Below are 20,269 nucleotides of genomic sequence, written 5' to 3' on the forward strand. Positions count from 1 at the left end.
TTTACAGCGTTCTTGTGATGGTGAAAGTTGCGGGGTTGCTGTCAGCTTTGCCATCATTTATGATGAGTAGAACCACATACACACCCACCACATCGGGTATCACTGAAATTGTTGCAGTGGTTGAAGACGCTGTCACCACTGTTGAGGTACTTGCAGTTGGTTTTGAAACCAAGTACCAACGGTAGTAAAGCGTGTCGCTGTTGGCATCGGTACCAGAACCTGTCAGCGTTACAGCAGTTGCAGTGGTGACGCTAACGGAGGTACCTGCGGTGGCAACAGGTGGTGAGTTGGCTGTGGTAGATGCCGTGACACGCGTCAGCGATTGATTGGCGCTGCTCGCTTTACTGTCATTGACCACCAAACTGGCCACGTATACACCTTCTACGTCCGCTGTAAAGGTAGGTTGGGAAGCTGTGTCAGAAGACAAACTGGCTGAGCTGCCAGAGGGTACATTCAATGACCATTTGTAGGTGAGCGTGTCTAGCTTGTCCTGATCGGTACTACCCGTGCCATTCAAAGTCACCACAGCACTGACCAATACATTTTGATCAGCACCTGCTGCGGCCACAGGCACATTGTTTGTGTCAGACACAGTGACGGTAATGGCGTCAGCAGTACTAGAAAGCTTGCCATCCGAAACAGTCAGCGTTAGTACATAGGTGCCCACCACGGTAGGTGTAAAGCTAGGCTTGGGTGACGTAGAAGTATCGGTATACCCTGTAGCAACCAGAGTGGGTGCTGTGGTGCTTGGGTAAGACATCCAACTCCACTTGTAGGTTAGTGTATCGAAGTCTGGGTCTAAGCTGCTGGTGCCATCCAAAGTGACCGCTGTATTCTTGGTGACGTTCTTGTCTTCACCGGCATTTGCAGTGGGTGCACGGTTTTCTCGGGTGGCAGTGACAATGACGGAGCTGGGCAGGCTGTCTACACTGCCGTCGTTCACAACCAATTGCACCACATAGTCACCCGCCACATCAGCAATGAAGGTAGGACGTGCTTTGGTATCACCCACCAGCGCTGCACTGCTGCCCGTAGGCTTCTGCATGAGGGTCCATTTGTAGAAAATTTGGTTGTTGTCTGCGTCAGTACTGTAGGTGCCGTCTAAAGTTACCGTGCTGGTTGCACCGTACACCACAGTTTGTTTGGTACCTGCATTGGCAACAGGCGCACTGTTTGAAATGCTGGCTGTCACGGTAACAACCGACGGCGCTACGCTGTCTAATTTGCCATCGTTAACAATCAGACTGACCTTGTAGACACCCACCACGTCGGCTGTAAATGTTGGCTTGGGATCTGTGGTGCTAGACAGCTCGGCCACACTGCCAGCAGGCTTTTGGGTCAAGAACCATTTGAAGGTGAGCGTGTCGCCATTGCCATCGGTACTGCCTGTGCCGTTCAACGTGACCACCTTAGAAGCCACACCGCCGGCATAACCCAAAGTAATGTTTTGAGTAATGCCCGCATTGGCCACTGGCGCTACATTGGGTGCAGCAGAAGGCCGAGCCGCCTCAACCAACACCCCAAGCGCCGCACCGCCACCGCCGCCGCAGGCAACCAACAAACTGGATAAGCAAAGTGCGCCGAGGGTTTTGATGAGTTTCATGGCAATTATTTACAGGTGGGGCTGGTAATGTTGATGGTCTCTGGATATTTTAGGCCAGTGTTGTTGTGCAAATCGTAGGCCGCGCCTACGAGGCCGCCAACCAACACATTGCCCGCAAAATTCCAGCTAGGCAGCGCCGGTGCGTTCACCGTGAATTGGGGGAAATAATTGACCTTGCAGGTAATTTCTAAGTCGCCGTAGTCGTTTTTAACCTGCACATTACCAGGCGCCTTAAAGGTCCAACGGCCTCGGGCGTTTTCTGCCACGCACTGCGCCCGAACGGGCTTGTCATAGCACTGAATGTTGACCGCTACATCTTGTGAATCTTCGTCCAGCATACTGGCGCAGCCCGACAAGACGCCAACAAGGGTCATTGCCAAGGCGAGTTTGCTGAGTGAATTCATGGTTTTCTGCCGGTACTGGTTTGTAGGTTGACGCTCAGTAGATCGACAGATGGGGGGATAACTTGAGGGTAGCTTTAGAAATAGGGCTGAGACAGCTTTCTCTAAAGGCTTGATGGCTTCTTGTGGGGGACGGTGGTGCAAAGACAAAACCCCCAGCTCTGTGTTGACCTGAGGGTGGTTGGGTGTCTAGAGATTATTCAATGCTGTTCGCGCAGCGCTAACTTAAAACACCCAGAGTAAGGTGCTGCCCTGCATCTCAGGCTTAGCAAGGCCGACGACCTCGATGACTGTTGCATCAGATCCGATGTGCAGATAAGCGCCCTCATCCAAAGGAATCCATCTGATGGACTCCGCTTGGATTTGGGCCAGTTCTTCCCAGAAGTCAGCTTCAATAGATCTGTTCATTTCTTATCAAGCTATCTGTAGTGCCTTCAAGATAGGCAGCACCTTCTCTGCAAAGGATTGAGCCTGTGAAGTCAGCTCTGCAATATTCTCTTCTGGGGTCTCTAGAGTCTTACCTTCTTTGACTAACTTTTGGCTCTGGCTTGCCAACAAATGCCATACCGCTTGTGCCCATTCTGCCGGCTGTTTCTTACCCTGTGCAACGCTCACTAGGAAAAGCTGTTGGAACCGATTGAGTGTGAAACCTCCACCAGTCACCGGACTGGCTAGGTAGTTCAACTCGTTACTGCCCCGCGCTTTTTGGCAAAGGTGGGCGTTGAGTTTGTCTGTTTGTTTCTTAGTTTTGATAATGACGTTGTCATCTTGAACCAAACCAATATGGCCTGCTCCTGACAGCAACATAACAGCTTCTGTAACCTGACTGAAGTTTATACCTTCGGCGCTGATCGCTTGTTCAATTTGCCCAAGCGTTTTAACTTTGTGGTCTGCCAATACATCCAAAATGGGTGCGTAAACAGACTCTGTCAAAGTGGCTTCACCTAAAGCACCAGCAACTTTCAGACTGACATCCGATCTAGGTGTTGTCAAGATCACCCTTTGCGCTCGCAGTGCCTCTGCTTGTTCGAGTGCAGACATCTTGCGCGCACCCTTAATCCAGTAGTCTTTGCGAAACTGTTGGTTGACCATGAAGTCACGCGTAGTCTCGCGAAATATAGGGTCTGGAATTTCTTTTAAGAAAGCTTGCTGCTCAGCAGTCAGGTTAATGACTTCAACCGCATCCAGATAGTTGGCAGAACACGCAAACTGAACTTTTGCGCCCTCTAGCCACTTGGCCATAGTTGCAAAGTGCATAGGATGCCAATCTCGATTGAAGTACTCGTGCGCTAAATAGTGGCGGTTGTGCTCCTTCATCTTTGTAAGCCTGTCACCCACCAGCGGATTGGCTCTGCTAAACGCAGGGTTTGTAGCCAACATCTTCTCTGCAAACTCAAGCGCGCCATCAATGCGGCTGACAATCCCTCGGCCTTCAGAGCCCAGAATTTCTGCATGTTCTGTCATCAGGTGGCGCATAGGTGCAAAGGCAGCCCAACCTGGGAGCGTGTTGTAGCTGATGTAAAGAACACCACCTACTTTGAGTTTCTTGCGAATGAAGTCAACAATAACTTGGCGGTTCTCATCAGAGATCCAACTCCAAATACCGTGTAAGCCAATGTAGTCAAAGTCTGGCAAATCAGGGCGATTGCAGAACTCATCAAATGCTTCGTCGTACAGCTTTGCACCTGTCCCAGAAGCTACAGCCAACTCTTGTGCAAAGCCAGCTTGGCTGGGGTTGAAGTCTGTACCATGCCACTGCGCTACAGAGGCGGCTGCGTGGATGTTAGCCGACATGCCTTGACCAAAACCTAGCTCACAGGCAGCGCCCACCTCGGGAAACACTAAGCCTTGGTTGATGAATGCCAGCTTGACGCGCTGTGGGTTCAACTCAGAGTAGTAACCAAACGTATAACCAATGTCGGCTACGTAGCCAGCGGTCCAGTCGCTCATTTCTCGTCCTTTTGGTTCTTGATGTCTGTGAAGGTTTTTTCTAAATGCACTATGGTCAATGCACTAAGAAAAAACCCCACCCCCTTTTGAGGGATGGGGTTGGAGGTTTCGTAAACTCTCACCTTTCGGCTTGAGCTTCCATCTGGAAAATTAAGCCAGAGTGATGATTGAAGTTGCGTGTGTAGCTGTTGACAAATCAACAATACCAGACAACTTAACTACAAAGTCAGCACCGTTCACAAACGAAGTGGATGCAGAGTTGTCAACAACAATATACGTGTCACCACTGTAATTGAAGTAGCTAACAATCGCACCACCAGCATCTGCCGTGGCTTGAAAGTCTGCGAAGGTAAGCAAAGTCAAAGCTGTTGTGCCGTTACCAACTGATGCAGCATTTAAGTAGTCTTGGAATACTGCAGTACCAGCCAATGTGGCTACTTTGCTCATTGTTGCCAGATCACGCCAAGCAACTGTATCAACAGCAGCCAAATTGATAGTCATGGTTGCATGAGCGTCAGTGATGGTTGAGTAAGTGTTAGCGTTAGCGGTCAGTGCTGAGAAAGTTACTGCATCAGCGCCTGTGCCCAATGTCAATACGTTCATGCCACCGCCAACTGACACAGTGTCAACACCAGTACCGCCTGTGTATGTGTTATTGCCAGTTGTTGCAGTGAATGCATTAGTGCCGTTGCCAAAGTTAATGACGTTGTTACCACCTAAAGCGGTTGTGAATGTGTCTGCACCAGCACCACCAGTAATGGTGTTAGCACCAGTAGTTGCACCTATTACAACGTTGGTACCATCGCCAAGCGTCACGACGTTAGCCTTGCCAGCAGTGCTGAGAGTGACGTTGTCATTACCAGAGCCACCGATGTAGGTCACTGCAGCTGTAGCGGCTGTACCTAAATTAACTGTATTGGTGTTAGCTACTGAACCTTTAATTGTTGCCGCCGCCGCCAAGTTGCCAGATGACCAAGCAAAACCTGCTGCTGTCATGCCAGAAGCATCAACAGATGTCAGAGCAGTGCTTGCAGCAGTCAGCAGCAAATTCATTCCGCCTGTGCCTGTGACATTAATGGTAGTTGCGTCAGCATCTGTCACAGTAAGTGTTTGAAGTGTGGTTACGTGACCAGCAGTTCCGGTGTCCACCAAGGAAATGTTGACAGTCTCAACTCCAGCAACAGAAACTGAGTTTGTTACGCTAGCTCCAGAACTGAGGGTAAGGTTAAATACATCGCTTGAACCGGTAGCGTTTAGCAATGTGACAGTTTCAACATGACCTGTAGCACCTGTTAAGGTCAAGCCAACACCTGCACCCACATTTGTGAATGAAGAGTCGCCGGTGATTGCGCCAGCGGCCAATGCTGTAAAACCATTCGCATCAAATGCGCCGGAAGCACTTGCACCCATTTGCAGAATTTCAAAGTTGATATTCTTGGTTGGGTTAGTGGCATATGACGCCGCATTTACAACAAGTACGTCGGCTGAACCAGCACCACCGTCGATAACTTTAGTAGAAACTCCACCGATAGTCACAGTGTCAACACCTGAACCACCTTCATAGGTAGTTTGTGTAGAGGTCAGTGTGATGGTGTTGCTTCCTGTAGATGCCGATGCATTGATGTCGGTAACGCTTGCTTGAGTCAAAGTAGCGTTCAAGCCAGCAGCGCCTGACACAGCAACAGTAGCAAGAGTCGTCATGCCCGTTGCAGATGTCAATGTTAGGGTTTTTGAACCAGACACGTTCAATGCTGTTGCATCAACTGCTGCAATTTGTGCAATAGTTGAGTTAGCAGTATCGGTAATTACGTTCAAGGTTTTGTAACCAGCACCAGCTCCAGCGGTAGAGTCAGTGATTGTGTTTGCTCCGCTCAGGCCGTTCACATTTAATGTGAGTGTCGTATTGACTGGAGTTGTTAAGCCAGTAGTGATTCCCAATGTACCTGCAGTGCCTGACAGGTTAACTGTAGTCAATGCATTTGAAGAAATTGTAGAGTCGCCATAGTTGTTCAGGGTAACAGTAGCGAGCGTACCAGCAACCGTTGCTGCAGTAGAGGCAATTGCAGTTGCATCTTTAATCGTAACAGCACCATTGACTACACCACTGAGGGCAGCCTTTGCAGCCACTGCTGCAGTTGAAATGTTGCCATTTGTAGTTGCGCCAGTATCTTTAACTTCTGCAACTGCAGTAACAGCAGCAGCAGCAGTAACAGCAGCAGACTGAGTTACGGAAGTGCTAGTAGTGGCTGCACCACCATTAACAGCTACTGCACCACCAGTGATAGTGATTAATGCATCGGCAGTTGTTGATGTGATATTTTGCGTTACTGCTGAGCTAGTACCGCCATTAACAGTAATGATACCGCCTGTTCCTGTAGCCACATAGGCTGCTGTCGCTGTCACATCGATCTTGCCTGTAGGAGCTTTTGTAGCGCCAACTGTAATAGTTCCAGTAGAGGCTGTGATTCCTTTAGAAACAAGAGTTACGTCTGTACCGCCATTAATTGCGGTTACAGCAGCAGCTTGCGCGCTATCAGTTGCATCAATTGCGCCAATTGAACCTGACAATGTCAAACCACCAGCACCAGTAACTTTTTGGCTGAGGCCGCCTGTGACGGAAACTGCACCTGTGTCAGATGTAGTAATTGCCGTTGTAGTTGCACCAGTAATTGTTGAGCCACCTACACCAGCAGTTCTTAGTGTAGTAAGGCCAGTCCAAGATGAAAAGTCTCCAGCAACTGTAGCGCCAGAGGTAACGTTAGCAATTTCGATATTTGATACTGTTGCGCCAGCAGGAACTGTGAAAGCACCAACTTGAACAATATTCAAGGCATCTTGACCTGCGCCGCCATCCAAACCATCCAACGCTGTGAAAGTTGCAGCTCCTAAAGCACCTTTAGTCGCGTCAAAAGTATCACCTTTGGCCGTGCCTTTGAAATCGAGACCAGCATCAATACCAGTAGTGAGCGACCTAAGTCACGCTTTTATAAAGTGTTGATTTAAAAGCATAATTGCTACTAATAAGCGCATATTTGCAATTTACCCAAAATATACCCACAGTACTCACGCCAAACTTCAGCGCCCGCAAGCTGGGCAAACCAGAAATCCGTATGGTGACAGTGACTTAATTGGGTTGGGCATTTTCGGACACCCAAATCAGACCCAGCGCGTACCGACTGCCTCAATCTTCTTTGACTGGTAACAGGGCTGCAATGCCGGTTCGGCGATCTTTACGCCGTTTGCTGACATCCTGAAGATCATCTACGGCCTTGGCTACAGCAAGCATGGATACTTTAATCGGCACTGCGTCAATCTCTGACAAGTCAACTTCGATGCCCGCTTCTCTGAACAAACGGATTGCCTTGCTCAGGTACTCAGCCCTTGCAGACATCTCTAGCGTCTCGATTCTGGCAACCGTAGTTTTCGCTACGCCCATCAGATCAGCGAATTCACCCTGATTCCAGCCAGCAGCGGCTCTTGCGGTGCGTAAAGCGACCACAATTTTCCCACTTTCAAGCAATTCTGTATTTGACATTATTTGCAGTTCTGCTATTATTAGTCACATTAACGGTTGCAACTGATATTGTTAGAGGTGTGAAATGCCCATCATTAACTTAAACCAACAGACCATCAAAACCCTGACATGCCCCTCTGGCAGCAAGAAGATCGTCTACTTTGACTCAACCTGCAAGGGACTTTTTTTGGAAGTCCGTGAATCAGGCGGTCGTACTTATTATCTGCGTTTTACAGATGAGCGCGGGAAAAGCCGCCAACTTAAATTGGGGGATGCTCGTGACATAACGCTTGGTCAAGCAAAGCAACAGGCGGACAAGAAGCGCAACGAAATAGCTATGGGACACGACCCAAGGGCGGCGAAGGCGAACCTTAAGAAGATTCCAACTGTTTCAGAATTTATCCACAAGGTGTACCTGCCCTACGTTGAAGGGTACAAAAAGAGCTGGAAATGCGATCGTGGCTTGTTAAAAAACCATGTTGAACCTGTATGGGGGAAACGCTACCTTGACCAGATCACAAAAAGTGACCTGATTACGCTCTTGGCGAACCACCGCAAAACACATGCACCAGGAAGTTGTAACCGCCTGACAATTTTGCTGCGCTACTTATTCAGTACCGCCATCAAAAATGGCGATGTGGGTATTACAAAAAACCCAATGGGGGGCCATCCGCTGATGAAGGAAGACAACAAGCAAGAACGCTTCCTGACCAGTGAAGAAGCTGAGGTCTTGTATGAACAGTTGAAGCTATCTGACAACACCATGCTTCAGTACATCGTGCCAATGTTGATATTGACGGGCGCCAGAAAGCGTGAAGTTCTTGATGCTCGTTGGGAAGATTTTGACTTTGAGCGCCGTTCATGGCGCATCCACACAACGAAGCTAGGACGTCCACGTCATGTCCCATTGAGCGATGGTGCAGTTTCACTACTGCATTCAATGAAAAGGTTTGATGATTGTCCTTGGGCATTTCCAAACCCAAAAACATTCAAGCCCTATGTTTCTATTTTTTATTCTTGGAACACAGCACGAAAAGCGGCTGGCTTGAAGGACGTTCGCATGCATGACCTACGGCACAGTTTTGCGTCATTTTTGGTCAATTCAGGTCGTACGCTTTATGAGGTTCAGCAACTTCTGGGGCATACCCAAATCAAGACTACAGCCCGTTACAGCCATCTCTCACAGGACACATTGCTGGATGCCTCTAATGCTGTTACCCGCGCTGTAGGACATCTTTTCGCACCAACACTCGTCTCGCCACAGAGTGCTGGATTGTTACCAATGGCGCAATAAAGGAATGTTATGCAAGCTAATTTTGAAGACGAGTTCGAAGGTAATGTGATTTACTTAGACGGCGATGAAACCAACCACGAAGAGGGCAATGTAGTTAATGAACTTAACTTCCACTGCATGATCAGCTTCACTGATTATGAACAGCTTGTCCTGGCTATGGATACCATGTCCGATAGAAATTCTAGCCTCGAGGCTGAACTGGCTGCAGCTAAAAAGAAAATAGCTGAATTAGAGAACAACCACCGCTAGGCAGGTAGCGAGTTCTCTACAATCAGCTTGGGCGCCCAATGGCCACGGCGCTCTTGCACAACAATTTTTTGTTTGACCAAACGCTCAACTGTCTTGACTCGTTCGACTGCTGCGCTAATAGGCTCGTTGCCTTGTGCTTGCGCAAGATAAAGAAGGCGAACCAACTTGTCGGCCCATTTTGGAACCTTGCCTGTCTTTTCCCAACGCGCCACAGATTGGCCATCAATACCCATGAGCTTGCCCAAGGCAGGTTGTGAGAGCAACATGCCTGCGCTGCGGATGTATCGGAACTCTGATCCAGTTAGCACGCCGGCCTTATTGGTAAGCGCAATGCAAATAGAAGTGGTGAGTCCATCTAGGTTGTGAAAAGCCACACCCTCACCAAAGGGGGTTTTCTTGATTTCGTAGCCGTTGGCCAGCCACACGTTGCGTAGACCGCCGTCTGTGTAGTGGTACATCTCAATCCTTTTTTACATCAATCACTGTTACAACAACTAAATCTGTAGCGGGGTACTCGACATACACAACCACTGCTACTTGAACACCAGCAACATAACGCTGCATCCGGCATTTAAGCCCGGTGTGCTTCATGTCTGGCTCAGGCTTTGGGGCTATAACGCCGTTTCTAAGTACATCCAAGACCATCGGATCATTGATATACCGCTGTCGCATTCTCTGACGGGCATGATCGGTAAAGATCACATGTGCTGAGTCAACTGCGCTTAGCTTGATATGTTTTTCTAGTTGTCGATCTGATGGAGAAGCCACGCTCAGGACCTATCATTTTGATAGGTTGGATTATGCAAGTACTTTGAGGTATTTGTAAAATAATATTTTGCAAAGGGGCTCTGTTTACCCAGTATGCGGATGGTTTGCGGCTTAGCCAGAGCTTAGTGATGAGGTGAATCAAGCATAGGGGTAGGGCTTGTGATTTTTGGAATATCTGACCCCCACCCATCCCCCACCCCCCTAATTTGGTTGATGGAACCCACAGATTACTATGAACCCTAATCTGCTCACGCAGAGCGCATTTTTTGAGAACGAAGGTGTCGCACTAGGGCGTGCAATTCTGGAAGCACCTGCGCCATTCTGTGCGGTTTTGGACCCCTTGATTTAAGGCCGACCATGATGCCGAATTCAAAGCCAACCGATTCCAGCAATGCCAACCTTGCGCTGGCGATGCTGCGCTCCATGCGCATAGTGGAAGTTTCCCTGCCGTGAACCAGACGGGACTGCGCGCAACGTTGTCGGCCAGCTTCAGATGTAGGACCCGTGCTTTTGCCACCATGAAATCTACAAACATTTTTACCAAGCATTGCTGGTGCGCAGCATTGGTTTTGTGTGCGTTTTGAGCGGGCTTGGCATCTCTTGCAGGTTACCCGGCCACCCAGTGTTTGAAGATATTGTTCTAAATGTAAAGTCTTAGACATCAAAATACACTATGTGTAGGCCTCAAAGGGAGAGCAGAAAATTTATTGATCGACCCACCCCTTGAACGGTCGATTTTTCACCCTGTATTTTCTCTCTTTGTTACACCTTGTGCAACCGGCAATATTTGTACAGTTGGTCGTTGGCCGGGTGATCGTTTAACCAAAATCAAACCATTGTCTTCAAGCCGCTTGAGTGCATCTGATGTAGCGTCTCTTGAAATGCCGACATAGCCTAAAGCTCTACCTGTCAATTTAACATTTTTAGAATTTGCCATATTGGCAAGCCACCAAATAGCAATCCCTAGATTGAATGCCTTACCCGGCAACTTTCCTGCTGCACTTAACCAATCCATTGGTACTGGACCCTTTAAGAAGGGAACACTCATTGGAGCATCTATGTATTGACCAGAGGAAGAATCTAATTTGACTCTTTTTACAGGAATACTTTTATCATCTCTATACATATATTTATATATCTTTATAAGAATGTACGGGTGCGGTAAGCAGCCGCAGGTGGTGCGGCTTGCTGCCTCAGGTTACTGGTCCTTGATTTTTTGAATGAGGCGCATGACCGTGTCCCACATCACCTGCCCCCGCTCATCCATGTACCTATCGGGGTAGCACACAATCTTTGCGTCTGAGCCAAGTTCGAAGTCACCCAAGACAGCACCGCTGGCCTGTCGCATCAAGCCTTGGGCTTTTGCAATACCCTCATCTAACCCAACCAGCGGCAGCTCGATCAGTACTGCGTCATGAACTGGAGCGCAAACACGGATGCCAGCTTCAGTCAAAAAGATACACGCGATACGCAACATCTCAGCACCGTTGCCCTGCATTGGGAAGTTACGCAAACTGCGCGCATTGACTTGACCCTTGACCCTGATTTCCCAACCAAAGGTCGTCCACAGTTTCCCGTTCAGGATGGCCTCGTCTTGCGTTGCATCTGACCAAGCCCAGAAGGTCCTATAGGTCTGGCGGTGAAGAGCCAGTAATTGCCTAGCCCTTGCCACGGGTTGGTTAATGCGCTGGGCCAAGGAAATCTCCCCCATGCCATATTGCACGGCCAGAACGCAGGCTTTGAATTGCTCACGCTCCACTTTGTGGGACTGCTTAGTAGCGCCTTGCGGCACAGCGCCCGCTTGGATTGCGAAGGCCAGGTATGGATCACCGCTACGGTATGCCTCCATCATTTTCTCGTCACCAGACAGGGCTGCGGCAATACCGAACTCTTGCTGGGAGTAGTCAACGTAAACAAGGCAGAAACCTTTGGGGGGTTTGATCAAGCCCCGCAGCCACACCGATGGTCCATAAATGAATCTGGAGTTCGATGGCTGGTTTCGCCCTGTCTTTGAAGCGAATGGCGAGAGCAAACAACGATTGCGGCCATCGTCGCCGACGGTGATGTTTGACAAACGCATCTCAGACAGTGCAGAGCGAAGTTCCCGAATCGGGGCCACTTTGGGGTAAATGCGTGCCATCTGTTTGAACGTGTCATCTGTAAGCTCAAGTCGACCAGTAGCCAGTCGTGGCCAAGCGATGCCTTCTTTTTGGAGGTAGTCGGCCCAATTTTTGGTCTTGAACGTTCTGCCCTCAAATACCCCGTAACTGGCATCAATCTCTTCAATCAGTGCATCTTGAATCTGATCCCAATAGGTGGCAATTTCAAGTTGCATCTGTGTGTCAATTGGTGTCCCAGTGGCCTGCATATGGCTTACCGCTTTCATGTAACGCCCACGCATCAAAGCTCTAGGTAGGTCCAAGGTCGGCAGCATTGCTGGCAGCAGCAGCTCAAGTGCACTGACATCCGTCTCGCAGTAGTCCAATAGGTCAAGCTGCTCCTGTTGACTCCAAGGACCACCACGAAGCGTCAAGTCACGCATTGCATCCTTATGCTGGGCTGAAATTGTTGGAAGCCCAAAGTACAAAAGTGCTCCAAGCAAGTTCGCGCCGTTTTGTGGAGATGTGCCGTTTGTTAAGCAGCGGAACTCCACATACAAGTCCAACACGTTTTCTGGAAGCTGCCAGCCCAATTTGAGGAAGCAGTCCATTTCTGCGCTGGAGTAATAGGCAACGCAAAGCGCCTTGCGACCGACCGAGAAGGGTGCAGAACTGCGTGAGTGGATGTCGTCTTTCCAGTATCGGGATGTAACGCCGCTTAGAAATTCTTTGACAACCAAACACACAGGTTCTGGGGTATTACCCTCCCGCCCGTTTTCAGGGCGGAATTCGAAGTCGATCAGAAACACACCATCGGTGAAGTCTGATAACTGGTTCATTAGATGCCCCCAAGCAAGTCGATCACCACTGGGTGATTTGGAACGTCCAGAACACGGCCACGGAACGCGACATCTAACAGGGAATCCATTGACTCTGTCGGCCAAATAGGTTCTGGCAGTTTGGCACTTGCTTCAAAGATGTCGTAGCCGCCGACTGCTTTGTTTGCCGTGATTCGAATCCAAGTGTCCTGTGAACGAATAACAGCTTCAGCCAAAGACTGATGCCAATGATTGCGATTTCCGTTTTGGTCGGGAAGGGGTACTGGAATCAGAAATGGATTACCTTGCCGATCAATTGCTGCATTCAGTTCGACGGGCCGAACTAGGTTGCCCAAAATGCCGGCAATTGGGGCACTCACAAGATATACCTCACTGGTGGCTTTGTTTTCCAACAGCATGGCTGGGAACACCATGTCTGGTGATTTATGAGCGCGGAAAAACCGGTCTTTACCGGGCTTACCGACTTGTACTGTTGATAGTACTTTTTTGACCCCCAGTGATTCACCGAAGTTTTGCGCTAAACGCAATGATGAGAAGGGGGATTTATGTTGGTCGTGCCCCCCTTGAGTTGAGGCCGCTTGAGTGTGAGATAAATCGTATGTCATAAAAGTTTCCTAGGTTCGCCGCCCCAACAATTGAAGCGGTCATAGGAAATTCTTGATGGCACAAAACAGTGTTCAAATTGTTTTTAAAAAATATTTTCTAACGTCTAAGGTGTTGTTTTAGTTGGATTTTTAGGTTATTTGAAGTTGCACAAACTATGCGCAGTTTGATGGTTGTGCAATTTGTGCAGCATTTTCATGGGGGTGGTGACCAATACCTACCACCTAGAGCGTGTGTTCTTATATAACCCTGACTAGGTACGATCCCACGGGGAGTTTTCACATTGTTTTGAACACACCAAGTATGTATGTCTTTCAAGATAGAAAGGACAGTTGGATTTGATCCTGTCTTCCGCAAAGCAAGCATGTGTTTCGTGGCCTCCCCTTGAACTCTCAACCTCCAATTATTGGTTTGGACCGCTGGCTTTTTAACCCGAACTCTTTTAGGAATTATTGCTGGCAGTTTCAAAGTCATGCCTGTGTTGGCCACCCATGTATTGAAATCTTGAGGAATAACTAGCGGTGTGGCTTTGGATAAATCTGTTATTCGTGCGGTCGTTTGTGGATCACGGGAGTTCAGTTCACCACTAAGGATGGCTTTCCGTGCCAAATTTAGAATCTTCGTTTGGCTTGCAGCGTTAAGGTTGTTTTGCACCGCAAGGGCCTCAACCATTTCATCAACGGTTACCAAGGGATGGATTGGGGTTGTGTAAAGTGAGATCATTGTCGACGAAGCCCCTTTCGGCTTTAAACATTCCGACATTTAACCGCAACACCCCCACCCCTTGTCAAATCCTGCCAAGCGCAGACCCACCGTACCCCCACCCCCCTAATTCAGATTAGGAGTCCCCCATTCTGGGCTACATACTGTTCTGCTCAAACGATCCCAAAACACCCCCACCACAGCCATCACAGTAGCCCTGTCTTCTTCACCGAGCGACATGAAATCGGCAACAAATGAGTCCTCCAGTACACCGCCATACCGAAGCCACCGTGGGTCTACCTTGAGCCAATTAGCCAAGGCTTGCATGTTCCGTTCTTTGGGGATGTTCACGCCTGAAAGCCACAGCCTAGCTGCGTGAGGCGTAACGTGGATTTGACGGGCTATGTAGGTAGCCGAGATGGGGTGACCACTGGCTTTGAGTTCCTCTACCAAACGGGCGGAGAAGGCTTGGGCTTCTAGGTTAGCCAAAGCACATTAGAGCCAGCCATCTCTTCTTTGGCGATGCCAACCACTTGAATGACTGGCGAATCAGATCCCACGTGCATGTAAGCACCCTCATCCATTGGAATCCAGCCAATGGACTCTGCTTGGATTTGGGCCAGTTCTAGCCAGAAGTCTGCCTCGATGTCTTGGTGCTTGTTCATAATGAGTTCTGACCAATTGGTTAGACGATCTGAAGCGCCTTCATGATCGGCATTTGCTTGAGCTTAAATTCCTCAGCCTGGCGTGACAATTCTGCAACATTTTCTTGCTCAGTTGCCAACGTTTGACCTTCTTTGATTATCTTCTGGCCCTGCGCGTTCAATACCTCCCACGCATATCGAGCCCAGTCACTTGGCGACTGTCCACCTTTTTGTGCGCACAGCAAGAACAGTTGCTGAAAGCGGTTGAGCACATGGCCGCCTGCGCTGACGGGGCTGCACAGGTACGCCACTTCGCTGTCTCCCCTTGCTTTGTTCATGAAGGCCGCGTTCAGTTTGTCAGCCTGTGCCTTCGCTTGTAGTGCTTTGTCTTGAGGCTGCACGGGCACCACGTGGCCTGCACCAACCAGGACCATGACCGCTTGGATCACCTGTGCAAAGGTGATGCCTTTGGCGCTCACGCTCTGCGCCAACTGAGCAATACTCGTGCATTGATGGTCGCTTAGCTGATCTAGGATGGGGGTATACACGCCATCGAACAAATCTGCCTCGCCCAAAGCGCCTTGTACCTTAAGCTTGATGTCTGGGCGGTGAGAGACTAGTAGGATTAACTGCTCGTTCAGTAGCTCTTGCTGGGCCAACTTGCTCATTGAGCGCCGGCCTTTGACCCAATAATCTTTCCTAAACTGCTGGTTCACCATGAAGTCGCGCATAGATTGGCGAAACTCAAGGTCTGGGATTTCATTCAAGAGCGCTTGCTGCTCGGGCGTGAGGTTGATGGACTCTACGCTGTCAAAGTAATTGGCCGAGCACGCATACTGCAGTTTGGCCTGACCCATCCACTCGTTCATGGTGGCAAAGTACATGGGATGCCAGTCGCGGTTGAAGTACTCGTGAGCGAGGTAGTGGCGGTTAAGCCCTTTCATCCCTTCAAGGCGCGATGCAACACTGGTGTTGACCTTGGCAAACAGGGGCTGCGTTGCCATGAGCTTTTCTGCAAAAGCCAAGGCCTCGTCTACGCGGCTGGTGATGCCCTTGCCCTTGGTGCCCAGCACTTGTGCGTGCTCCGTCATGAGGTGGCGCATGGGCGCAAAGGCGGCCCACCCTGGCAGCGTGTTGTAGCTGATGTAGACCACGCCGCCCACTTTGAGCTTTCTTCTCATGAAGTCAACGATTACGGCCCTGTTGGCATCCGAGATCCAGCTCCAAATGCCGTGCAGGCAGATGAAATCAAAGTCTGGCAAGTCTGCTCGCGCAGCAAACTCATCAAACGCTTGGTCAAACAACCTAGCGCCTGCGCCGCTGGTGCGTGCTAAATCTTGTGCAAAGGATGCTTGCGCGGGGTTAAAGTCCGTGCCGCTCCACTGAGTGATGGAGGCTGCTGCATGAATGTTGGCAGACACGCCTTGGCCAAAACCTAGCTCGCAGGCCGTGCCAACTTCTGGAAAGGCAATGCCAGCGTTTAAAAACGCCAGCTTAATGCGCATTGGGTTGAGCTCGCCGTAGTAGCCGTGGGTGTAGCCGATCTCTGCTACGTAGCCTTCTGTCCAATCGCTCATATACAACCTCTATGTTCACAGCTTGATGGTGTCGCTGCCGCCAATGACAGGAAGGGCCTCACTCAGTGCTTTGGCATAAGCGATGCGCGCTGTTTGATACACAGCCGCTTGGGCTTGGAGTTTAGCAAGTTCTTGATCGCAGAACTGCAGTGCGCTTAGCTGCGACTTGGCCTCTACAGACAACGAATCGAGCTCGTAGTCCTTGTTATCGATTTTGACGATGGACATAGATTTCCTTTTACATGTTAAAAAACCCCACCCCCTTTTGAGGGATGGGGTTTGGAGGGTTTTAAACAGGCTAGTTTTGCAGTCAGCCTTGGTTTAAAAATTAACCCAGAGTCAAGATACCAACTGATACTGTAGATGCGGTTCCAGCTACAAAACCGACCAAGATCACGGTTTCAGCAGTTACACCACCAGCGGCATCAGAATCATAAGTCATTGCAGTATCTAAACCAGCAGCTCCGTATGTGAATACGCCGTTTGCAGCGTCATAAGTACCACGAGCAAAAAGGATGCTATCTGCTACACCTGCAGCTAAGTTTGTAGCTGCTGATGTAATCAAACCTGTATGCATATTGGTATTACCCAAATCAAAGGTTAATCCTGTAGACGCTCCGTAAATAACATCGAATGCAGCAGTCAGTTGAGATGGCTGATTCGTTGTAGATGTATTACTGCCTGAAGCACCTGAGGCCTGCACAATAGTGGATGTGTTACCTGAAACAGTAATACGGTCAGCACCTGCGCCACCAGTAATTGTGTCTGCACCACCGCCACCAACGATTACGTCTGCAGCACTACCACCAGTGATCACATCAACCCCAGTACCACCTGTAACGTTTTGGATACCAGCACTTCCAGCATGTGTGTAGCTGTTTGCACCGTTACCCAAAGTTACTGTATTGGCCTTACCGTTCTGACCAATGATCACGTCTGCACCTTCGCCACCTGTATAAGTTACACCAGCTGTTGCAGCTGCTGTGAATGTAACAGTGTTGGCGGCAGTTGCAGAACCAGTGATCGTAGCAGCGGCGGCTAAGTTGCCTGTACCAGCTGTCCAGGTGAAGGCACCAGTCAAAGCATTAGCATTAACACTTGTGACAGTGGTGTTTGCAGAAGTCAAAGTGAAACCAGAGTTACCAGTAATAGTCAAAGTTTTGAGCGTGTTAGCTGACAAAGTCAAGGTATCAGTTTGAACTGTCGCGTCGGTGTCTGTAACAGTCAAGTTGATTGCTTCAATACCGTTTGCAGTCAAAGTGCCGCCTGTTAAAGCTGCAGCTGAAGTCAATGTGACATCTAAGGAATCACTGGAACCTGCGGAATTAGCCAATGAGTAAGTTGTACCAAATCCTGGTGAAGCAGTCATTGTCAGGTTTTGACCTGCAACAGCACCCGAGTAGGTAACTGCATCAGCTATAGCTCCTTGCGACAGATTAGAAATTGAATTCCCTGCAGCTGACAGCAAGCTCAGATCAAAAGTTCCTTGACCACCCGTTGTATCCAAAGTTTCAAAGTTTGTGTACAAAGGCGCTGTTGCAGCAGTCAGGATTGTGCCGCCCGTTCCAGTCAAGACCAAAACGTCAGAAGAACCTGCACCACCACTGATGGCTTTAGTAGCAACGCCTGTCACGGTAACCTTATCGACACCTGAACCACCAGAGTAAGTGGCCTTAGTATTATCAATAGTAACTGTGTTTGCGCCAGTTGAAGTTGAAGCATTGATTGTTGTCAGTGCAGTTTGACCTGAAACGTTGGAACTCAAACCGCCACCAGTCACATTCAATGTTGCCAATTTATTGGTTGTACCAAATGCAGAGATGGTTGTCAGTGCGGAGTTGCTTACTGTCAAGGTTGTTGCAGCAGCACCATTCAAACTGGCAACTGTCAGTGCAGCAGAACCAGCTAAAGTAACACCAGTTGCAGCAGCTGCAGCTAAAGTAACGCCAGTTGTAACACCCGTGTTGTTGACATTCAATGTGGTGACAGTTGCGTCTGTGATGGTGCCGCCTGTCAGACCACTTGTATTGAGGTTCAATACAGCAGTCTTAACAGTACCAGCATCTGTCACCGTTACGTTTGCAGCAGAATTAGACAAAGTAAGATTTGACAAAGCATTGCTGTTGATGGCCGTTGTGCCATAACCTGACAGAGTCGCTGATGTAATTGTGTTTGCAACAGTTCCACTTGTATTGTTCAAGTCGTTGATTGTGACTGCACCGTTAATCACACCGTTTACGGCAGTGACACCAGCAACCGCAGCAACCGCATTAACCAATGTAACTGCAGTCACACCTTGGGTTGTAACTGCAACATCAGCCGAGGCAGCGCCAGTTCCGCTGTCAGTCAAATCGGCTTTGACACCAGTGGCGCTTGCAGTAAATGTTACTGCATTAGCTGCAACAGCACTGGTTGAATAGCCAGTAAGTGCTCCATGGTATGTACCCAAAGCCAAGCCTGCGGCGTTTGATGTGGCTCCATCTGCCAAACTAGCGAAAGCAGTCAAAAGTTGAGCTGCTGTTGTGGCGCCAGTAGACACAAAAGTTAATCCGCCGATAGTGTAGGCTTGTCCAGCAGTTAATGCTGCCAGCGCACCACCTGTATTTGTCATAGTCGCTACTTCTGCAACACCCGCAACGGCCGCAACACCTGTAACACCTGTAACCGCAGTCACTCCTGCAACAGCTGTGACTGGTGCAGTCTGAGTAACAGTGACATTTGATGTTGAAGCACCACCGTTTACAATGATTGCACCACCAGTTGTACTTACTGCTGCACCAACGCTGGAGATACCAGCCGTAATTGATTTAGCAACATTAACAGTTGTACCACCATTAACTGTCAACACATTACCTGCTACTGCTGTTGTATTTACCTCAGAAGCAGTAACAGAAATTGCACCGGTAGTAGCAGTTGTACCTGACTGTGTACCAACTGCCAATGCGGAGCCACCAGTTGTAATACCGCTCAAACCAGCTGTAATGCTTGATCCACCAGAGATGGTCACAGCACCGTTAGCCAATGTTGAAGTAGTACCGCTGATAGGACCAGCAGAACCAGTCAAGCTCAGAGCGCCAACGCCAGTTGCAGTTTGTGAAGATCCACCAACAATCGTGTTTGTGCCTGTTGCAGCAGCTGTTACGGCTGTTGTTGCTCCTGCTGTTACGCTGGAATTGCCAACAGAAGAAGATGTTAGGTTTGTAACACCAGACCAGTTGGTTGTTGTTGTATCGGCAGTGATAGTTGAAGCGGAAACTAAGTTCACGTTTTCAACGTTCTTAACTGTGTATGCAACTGGTGTAGTTGTGTTAATTGCCAACAAAGCTGTAATGTTCAGTGTGTCGCCTGTACCAGCGCCACCGTCGATCGAGTCCAAGCTAGTTAGTGTCATTACGCCAGCAGCGTCATTGCCCGTGAACGTATCGTTGTTTCTGCCGCCAGTGAAAGCGACGCCAGAGTCAATACCAGTAGTGAGCGTGAAAGTCTGGCCTGTGCCGCCACCGCTCAAGATTGCAGCTTTAGCTGTAACAACTGTTGCAGCGTCGTCTGTCACGCCTGCCAAAGCAGCAGTAGCGCCAGCAACGTTACCGTTTTGCTCGCCGTAGTACTGAGCAACAGCAACTTTGTTCACGAACAAGTTTTTAGAAACCAAACCAGCGGCGTCTGTACCTGTGTAGTTAACAACAGCAGAAACCAGCTTGTCGAAGAATGCGCCTTTGGTGGCAGCAGCTTTGTATTCAGCAACCCAGAAAGTCAAGCCTTCTGCATCAGGAGCGCGACCCAACACATTGGTGTAGAAAGTTGTAACAACTTCTTCAGGTGTAGCGAACAGAGGGTAGTAAGAACGAGCAGGTGTAGTGTCATACATTGACTGAGCGATCTTGGCGATGGTTTGGCCAGATGTGTTAGCCAAAGAATCAACCCAGAAACCCAGACCTTCCGCATCTGGCGCGCGGCCAAATAACGAAACGTACAGTTGTGAAACTTGCGTGCGCATTGCAGTTGTGATGACAGCCATTGATAGCT

Annotated in this window: 19 protein-coding genes; 2 read left to right on the forward strand and 17 right to left on the reverse strand. The window is 49.2% G+C overall.

The window, feature by feature from the left end; genetic code table 11:
* Nucleotide 1: 1 nt before the first annotated feature.
* From AMM03_RS05930 to AMM03_RS05955, 6 genes are all read right to left on the reverse strand, one after another.
* Nucleotides 2–1,603: a PKD domain-containing protein gene (locus AMM03_RS05930; RefSeq protein ID WP_090129550.1), complete on the reverse strand. Its 1,602-nt coding sequence runs from the start codon at nucleotides 1,601–1,603 to the stop codon at nucleotides 2–4.
* 5 nt (nucleotides 1,604–1,608) lie between these two features.
* The gene (locus tag AMM03_RS05935; RefSeq protein ID WP_090129551.1) at nucleotides 1,609–2,007 is read right to left on the reverse strand and encodes a hypothetical protein; all 399 of its coding nucleotides are present in this window, start codon (nucleotides 2,005–2,007) and stop codon (nucleotides 1,609–1,611) included.
* Nucleotides 2,008–2,229: 222 nt separating this feature from the next.
* On the reverse strand, nucleotides 2,230–2,412 hold the full coding sequence (locus AMM03_RS05940) for a hypothetical protein (protein WP_090129552.1): 183 nt from the start codon (nucleotides 2,410–2,412) through the stop codon (nucleotides 2,230–2,232).
* Nucleotides 2,413–2,418: 6 nt separating this feature from the next.
* Complete coding sequence (locus AMM03_RS05945; RefSeq protein WP_090129553.1) at nucleotides 2,419–3,954, reverse strand: class I SAM-dependent methyltransferase; 1,536 nt, start codon at nucleotides 3,952–3,954, stop codon at nucleotides 2,419–2,421.
* A gap of 150 nt (nucleotides 3,955–4,104) precedes the next feature.
* Nucleotides 4,105–6,819: a beta strand repeat-containing protein gene (locus tag AMM03_RS05950; protein ID WP_090129554.1), complete on the reverse strand. Its 2,715-nt coding sequence runs from the start codon at nucleotides 6,817–6,819 to the stop codon at nucleotides 4,105–4,107.
* 316 nt (nucleotides 6,820–7,135) lie between these two features.
* Complete coding sequence (locus AMM03_RS05955) at nucleotides 7,136–7,489, reverse strand: helix-turn-helix transcriptional regulator (RefSeq protein ID WP_090129555.1); 354 nt, start codon at nucleotides 7,487–7,489, stop codon at nucleotides 7,136–7,138.
* Between the two features lie 64 nt (nucleotides 7,490–7,553).
* On the opposite strand from AMM03_RS05955, the gene AMM03_RS05960 reads away from it, so the two are divergent.
* A complete protein-coding gene (locus AMM03_RS05960; protein ID WP_090129556.1) occupies nucleotides 7,554–8,762 on the forward strand; it encodes a tyrosine-type recombinase/integrase in 1,209 nt (402 codons plus the stop codon).
* Between the two features lie 9 nt (nucleotides 8,763–8,771).
* A complete protein-coding gene (locus tag AMM03_RS05965) occupies nucleotides 8,772–9,011 on the forward strand; it encodes a hypothetical protein (RefSeq protein ID WP_090129557.1) in 240 nt (79 codons plus the stop codon).
* On the opposite strand, the gene AMM03_RS05970 is transcribed toward AMM03_RS05965, so the two are convergent.
* From AMM03_RS05970 to AMM03_RS06025, 11 genes are all read right to left on the reverse strand, one after another.
* Complete coding sequence (locus AMM03_RS05970; protein WP_090129558.1) at nucleotides 9,008–9,469, reverse strand: hypothetical protein; 462 nt, start codon at nucleotides 9,467–9,469, stop codon at nucleotides 9,008–9,010. The genes AMM03_RS05965 and AMM03_RS05970 overlap by 4 nt on opposite strands.
* 1 nt (nucleotide 9,470) lies before the next feature.
* Nucleotides 9,471–9,779, reverse strand: coding sequence for a DUF4258 domain-containing protein (locus AMM03_RS05975; RefSeq protein WP_194942799.1), 309 nt, complete (start codon nucleotides 9,777–9,779; stop codon nucleotides 9,471–9,473).
* Between the two features lie 248 nt (nucleotides 9,780–10,027).
* A complete protein-coding gene (locus tag AMM03_RS14380) occupies nucleotides 10,028–10,441 on the reverse strand; it encodes an HGGxSTG domain-containing protein (protein WP_369793667.1) in 414 nt (137 codons plus the stop codon).
* A gap of 77 nt (nucleotides 10,442–10,518) precedes the next feature.
* Nucleotides 10,519–10,905 (reverse strand): MarR family transcriptional regulator, encoded by a 387-nt coding sequence (locus tag AMM03_RS05985; RefSeq protein ID WP_194942800.1) that lies wholly within the window; start codon nucleotides 10,903–10,905, stop codon nucleotides 10,519–10,521.
* 72 nt (nucleotides 10,906–10,977) lie between these two features.
* The gene (locus tag AMM03_RS05990; protein WP_090129562.1) at nucleotides 10,978–12,717 is read right to left on the reverse strand and encodes a DNA polymerase; all 1,740 of its coding nucleotides are present in this window, start codon (nucleotides 12,715–12,717) and stop codon (nucleotides 10,978–10,980) included.
* Entirely contained in the window at nucleotides 12,717–13,322 is a 606-nt protein-coding gene (locus AMM03_RS05995) for a hypothetical protein (protein ID WP_194942801.1), read from the reverse strand. Before AMM03_RS05995 ends, AMM03_RS05990 begins: the two co-directional genes overlap by 1 nt.
* A gap of 826 nt (nucleotides 13,323–14,148) precedes the next feature.
* Nucleotides 14,149–14,511, reverse strand: coding sequence for a helix-turn-helix transcriptional regulator (locus tag AMM03_RS06005; protein WP_194942802.1), 363 nt, complete (start codon nucleotides 14,509–14,511; stop codon nucleotides 14,149–14,151).
* Complete coding sequence (locus AMM03_RS06010) at nucleotides 14,499–14,687, reverse strand: hypothetical protein (protein WP_090129566.1); 189 nt, start codon at nucleotides 14,685–14,687, stop codon at nucleotides 14,499–14,501. Before AMM03_RS06010 ends, AMM03_RS06005 begins: the two co-directional genes overlap by 13 nt.
* Before the next feature lie 20 nt (nucleotides 14,688–14,707).
* Nucleotides 14,708–16,243, reverse strand: coding sequence for a class I SAM-dependent methyltransferase (locus AMM03_RS06015; protein ID WP_090129567.1), 1,536 nt, complete (start codon nucleotides 16,241–16,243; stop codon nucleotides 14,708–14,710).
* 15 nt (nucleotides 16,244–16,258) lie between these two features.
* Entirely contained in the window at nucleotides 16,259–16,471 is a 213-nt protein-coding gene (locus tag AMM03_RS06020) for a DUF6447 family protein (RefSeq protein ID WP_090129568.1), read from the reverse strand.
* A gap of 100 nt (nucleotides 16,472–16,571) precedes the next feature.
* Nucleotides 16,572–20,261 (reverse strand): DUF4214 domain-containing protein, encoded by a 3,690-nt coding sequence (locus AMM03_RS06025; RefSeq protein WP_090129569.1) that lies wholly within the window; start codon nucleotides 20,259–20,261, stop codon nucleotides 16,572–16,574.
* Nucleotides 20,262–20,269 lie beyond the last annotated feature (8 nt).

It is taken from the genome of Limnohabitans sp. Rim11 (assembly GCF_001269365.1).
GTDB lineage: Bacteria > Pseudomonadota > Gammaproteobacteria > Burkholderiales > Burkholderiaceae_C > Limnohabitans_A.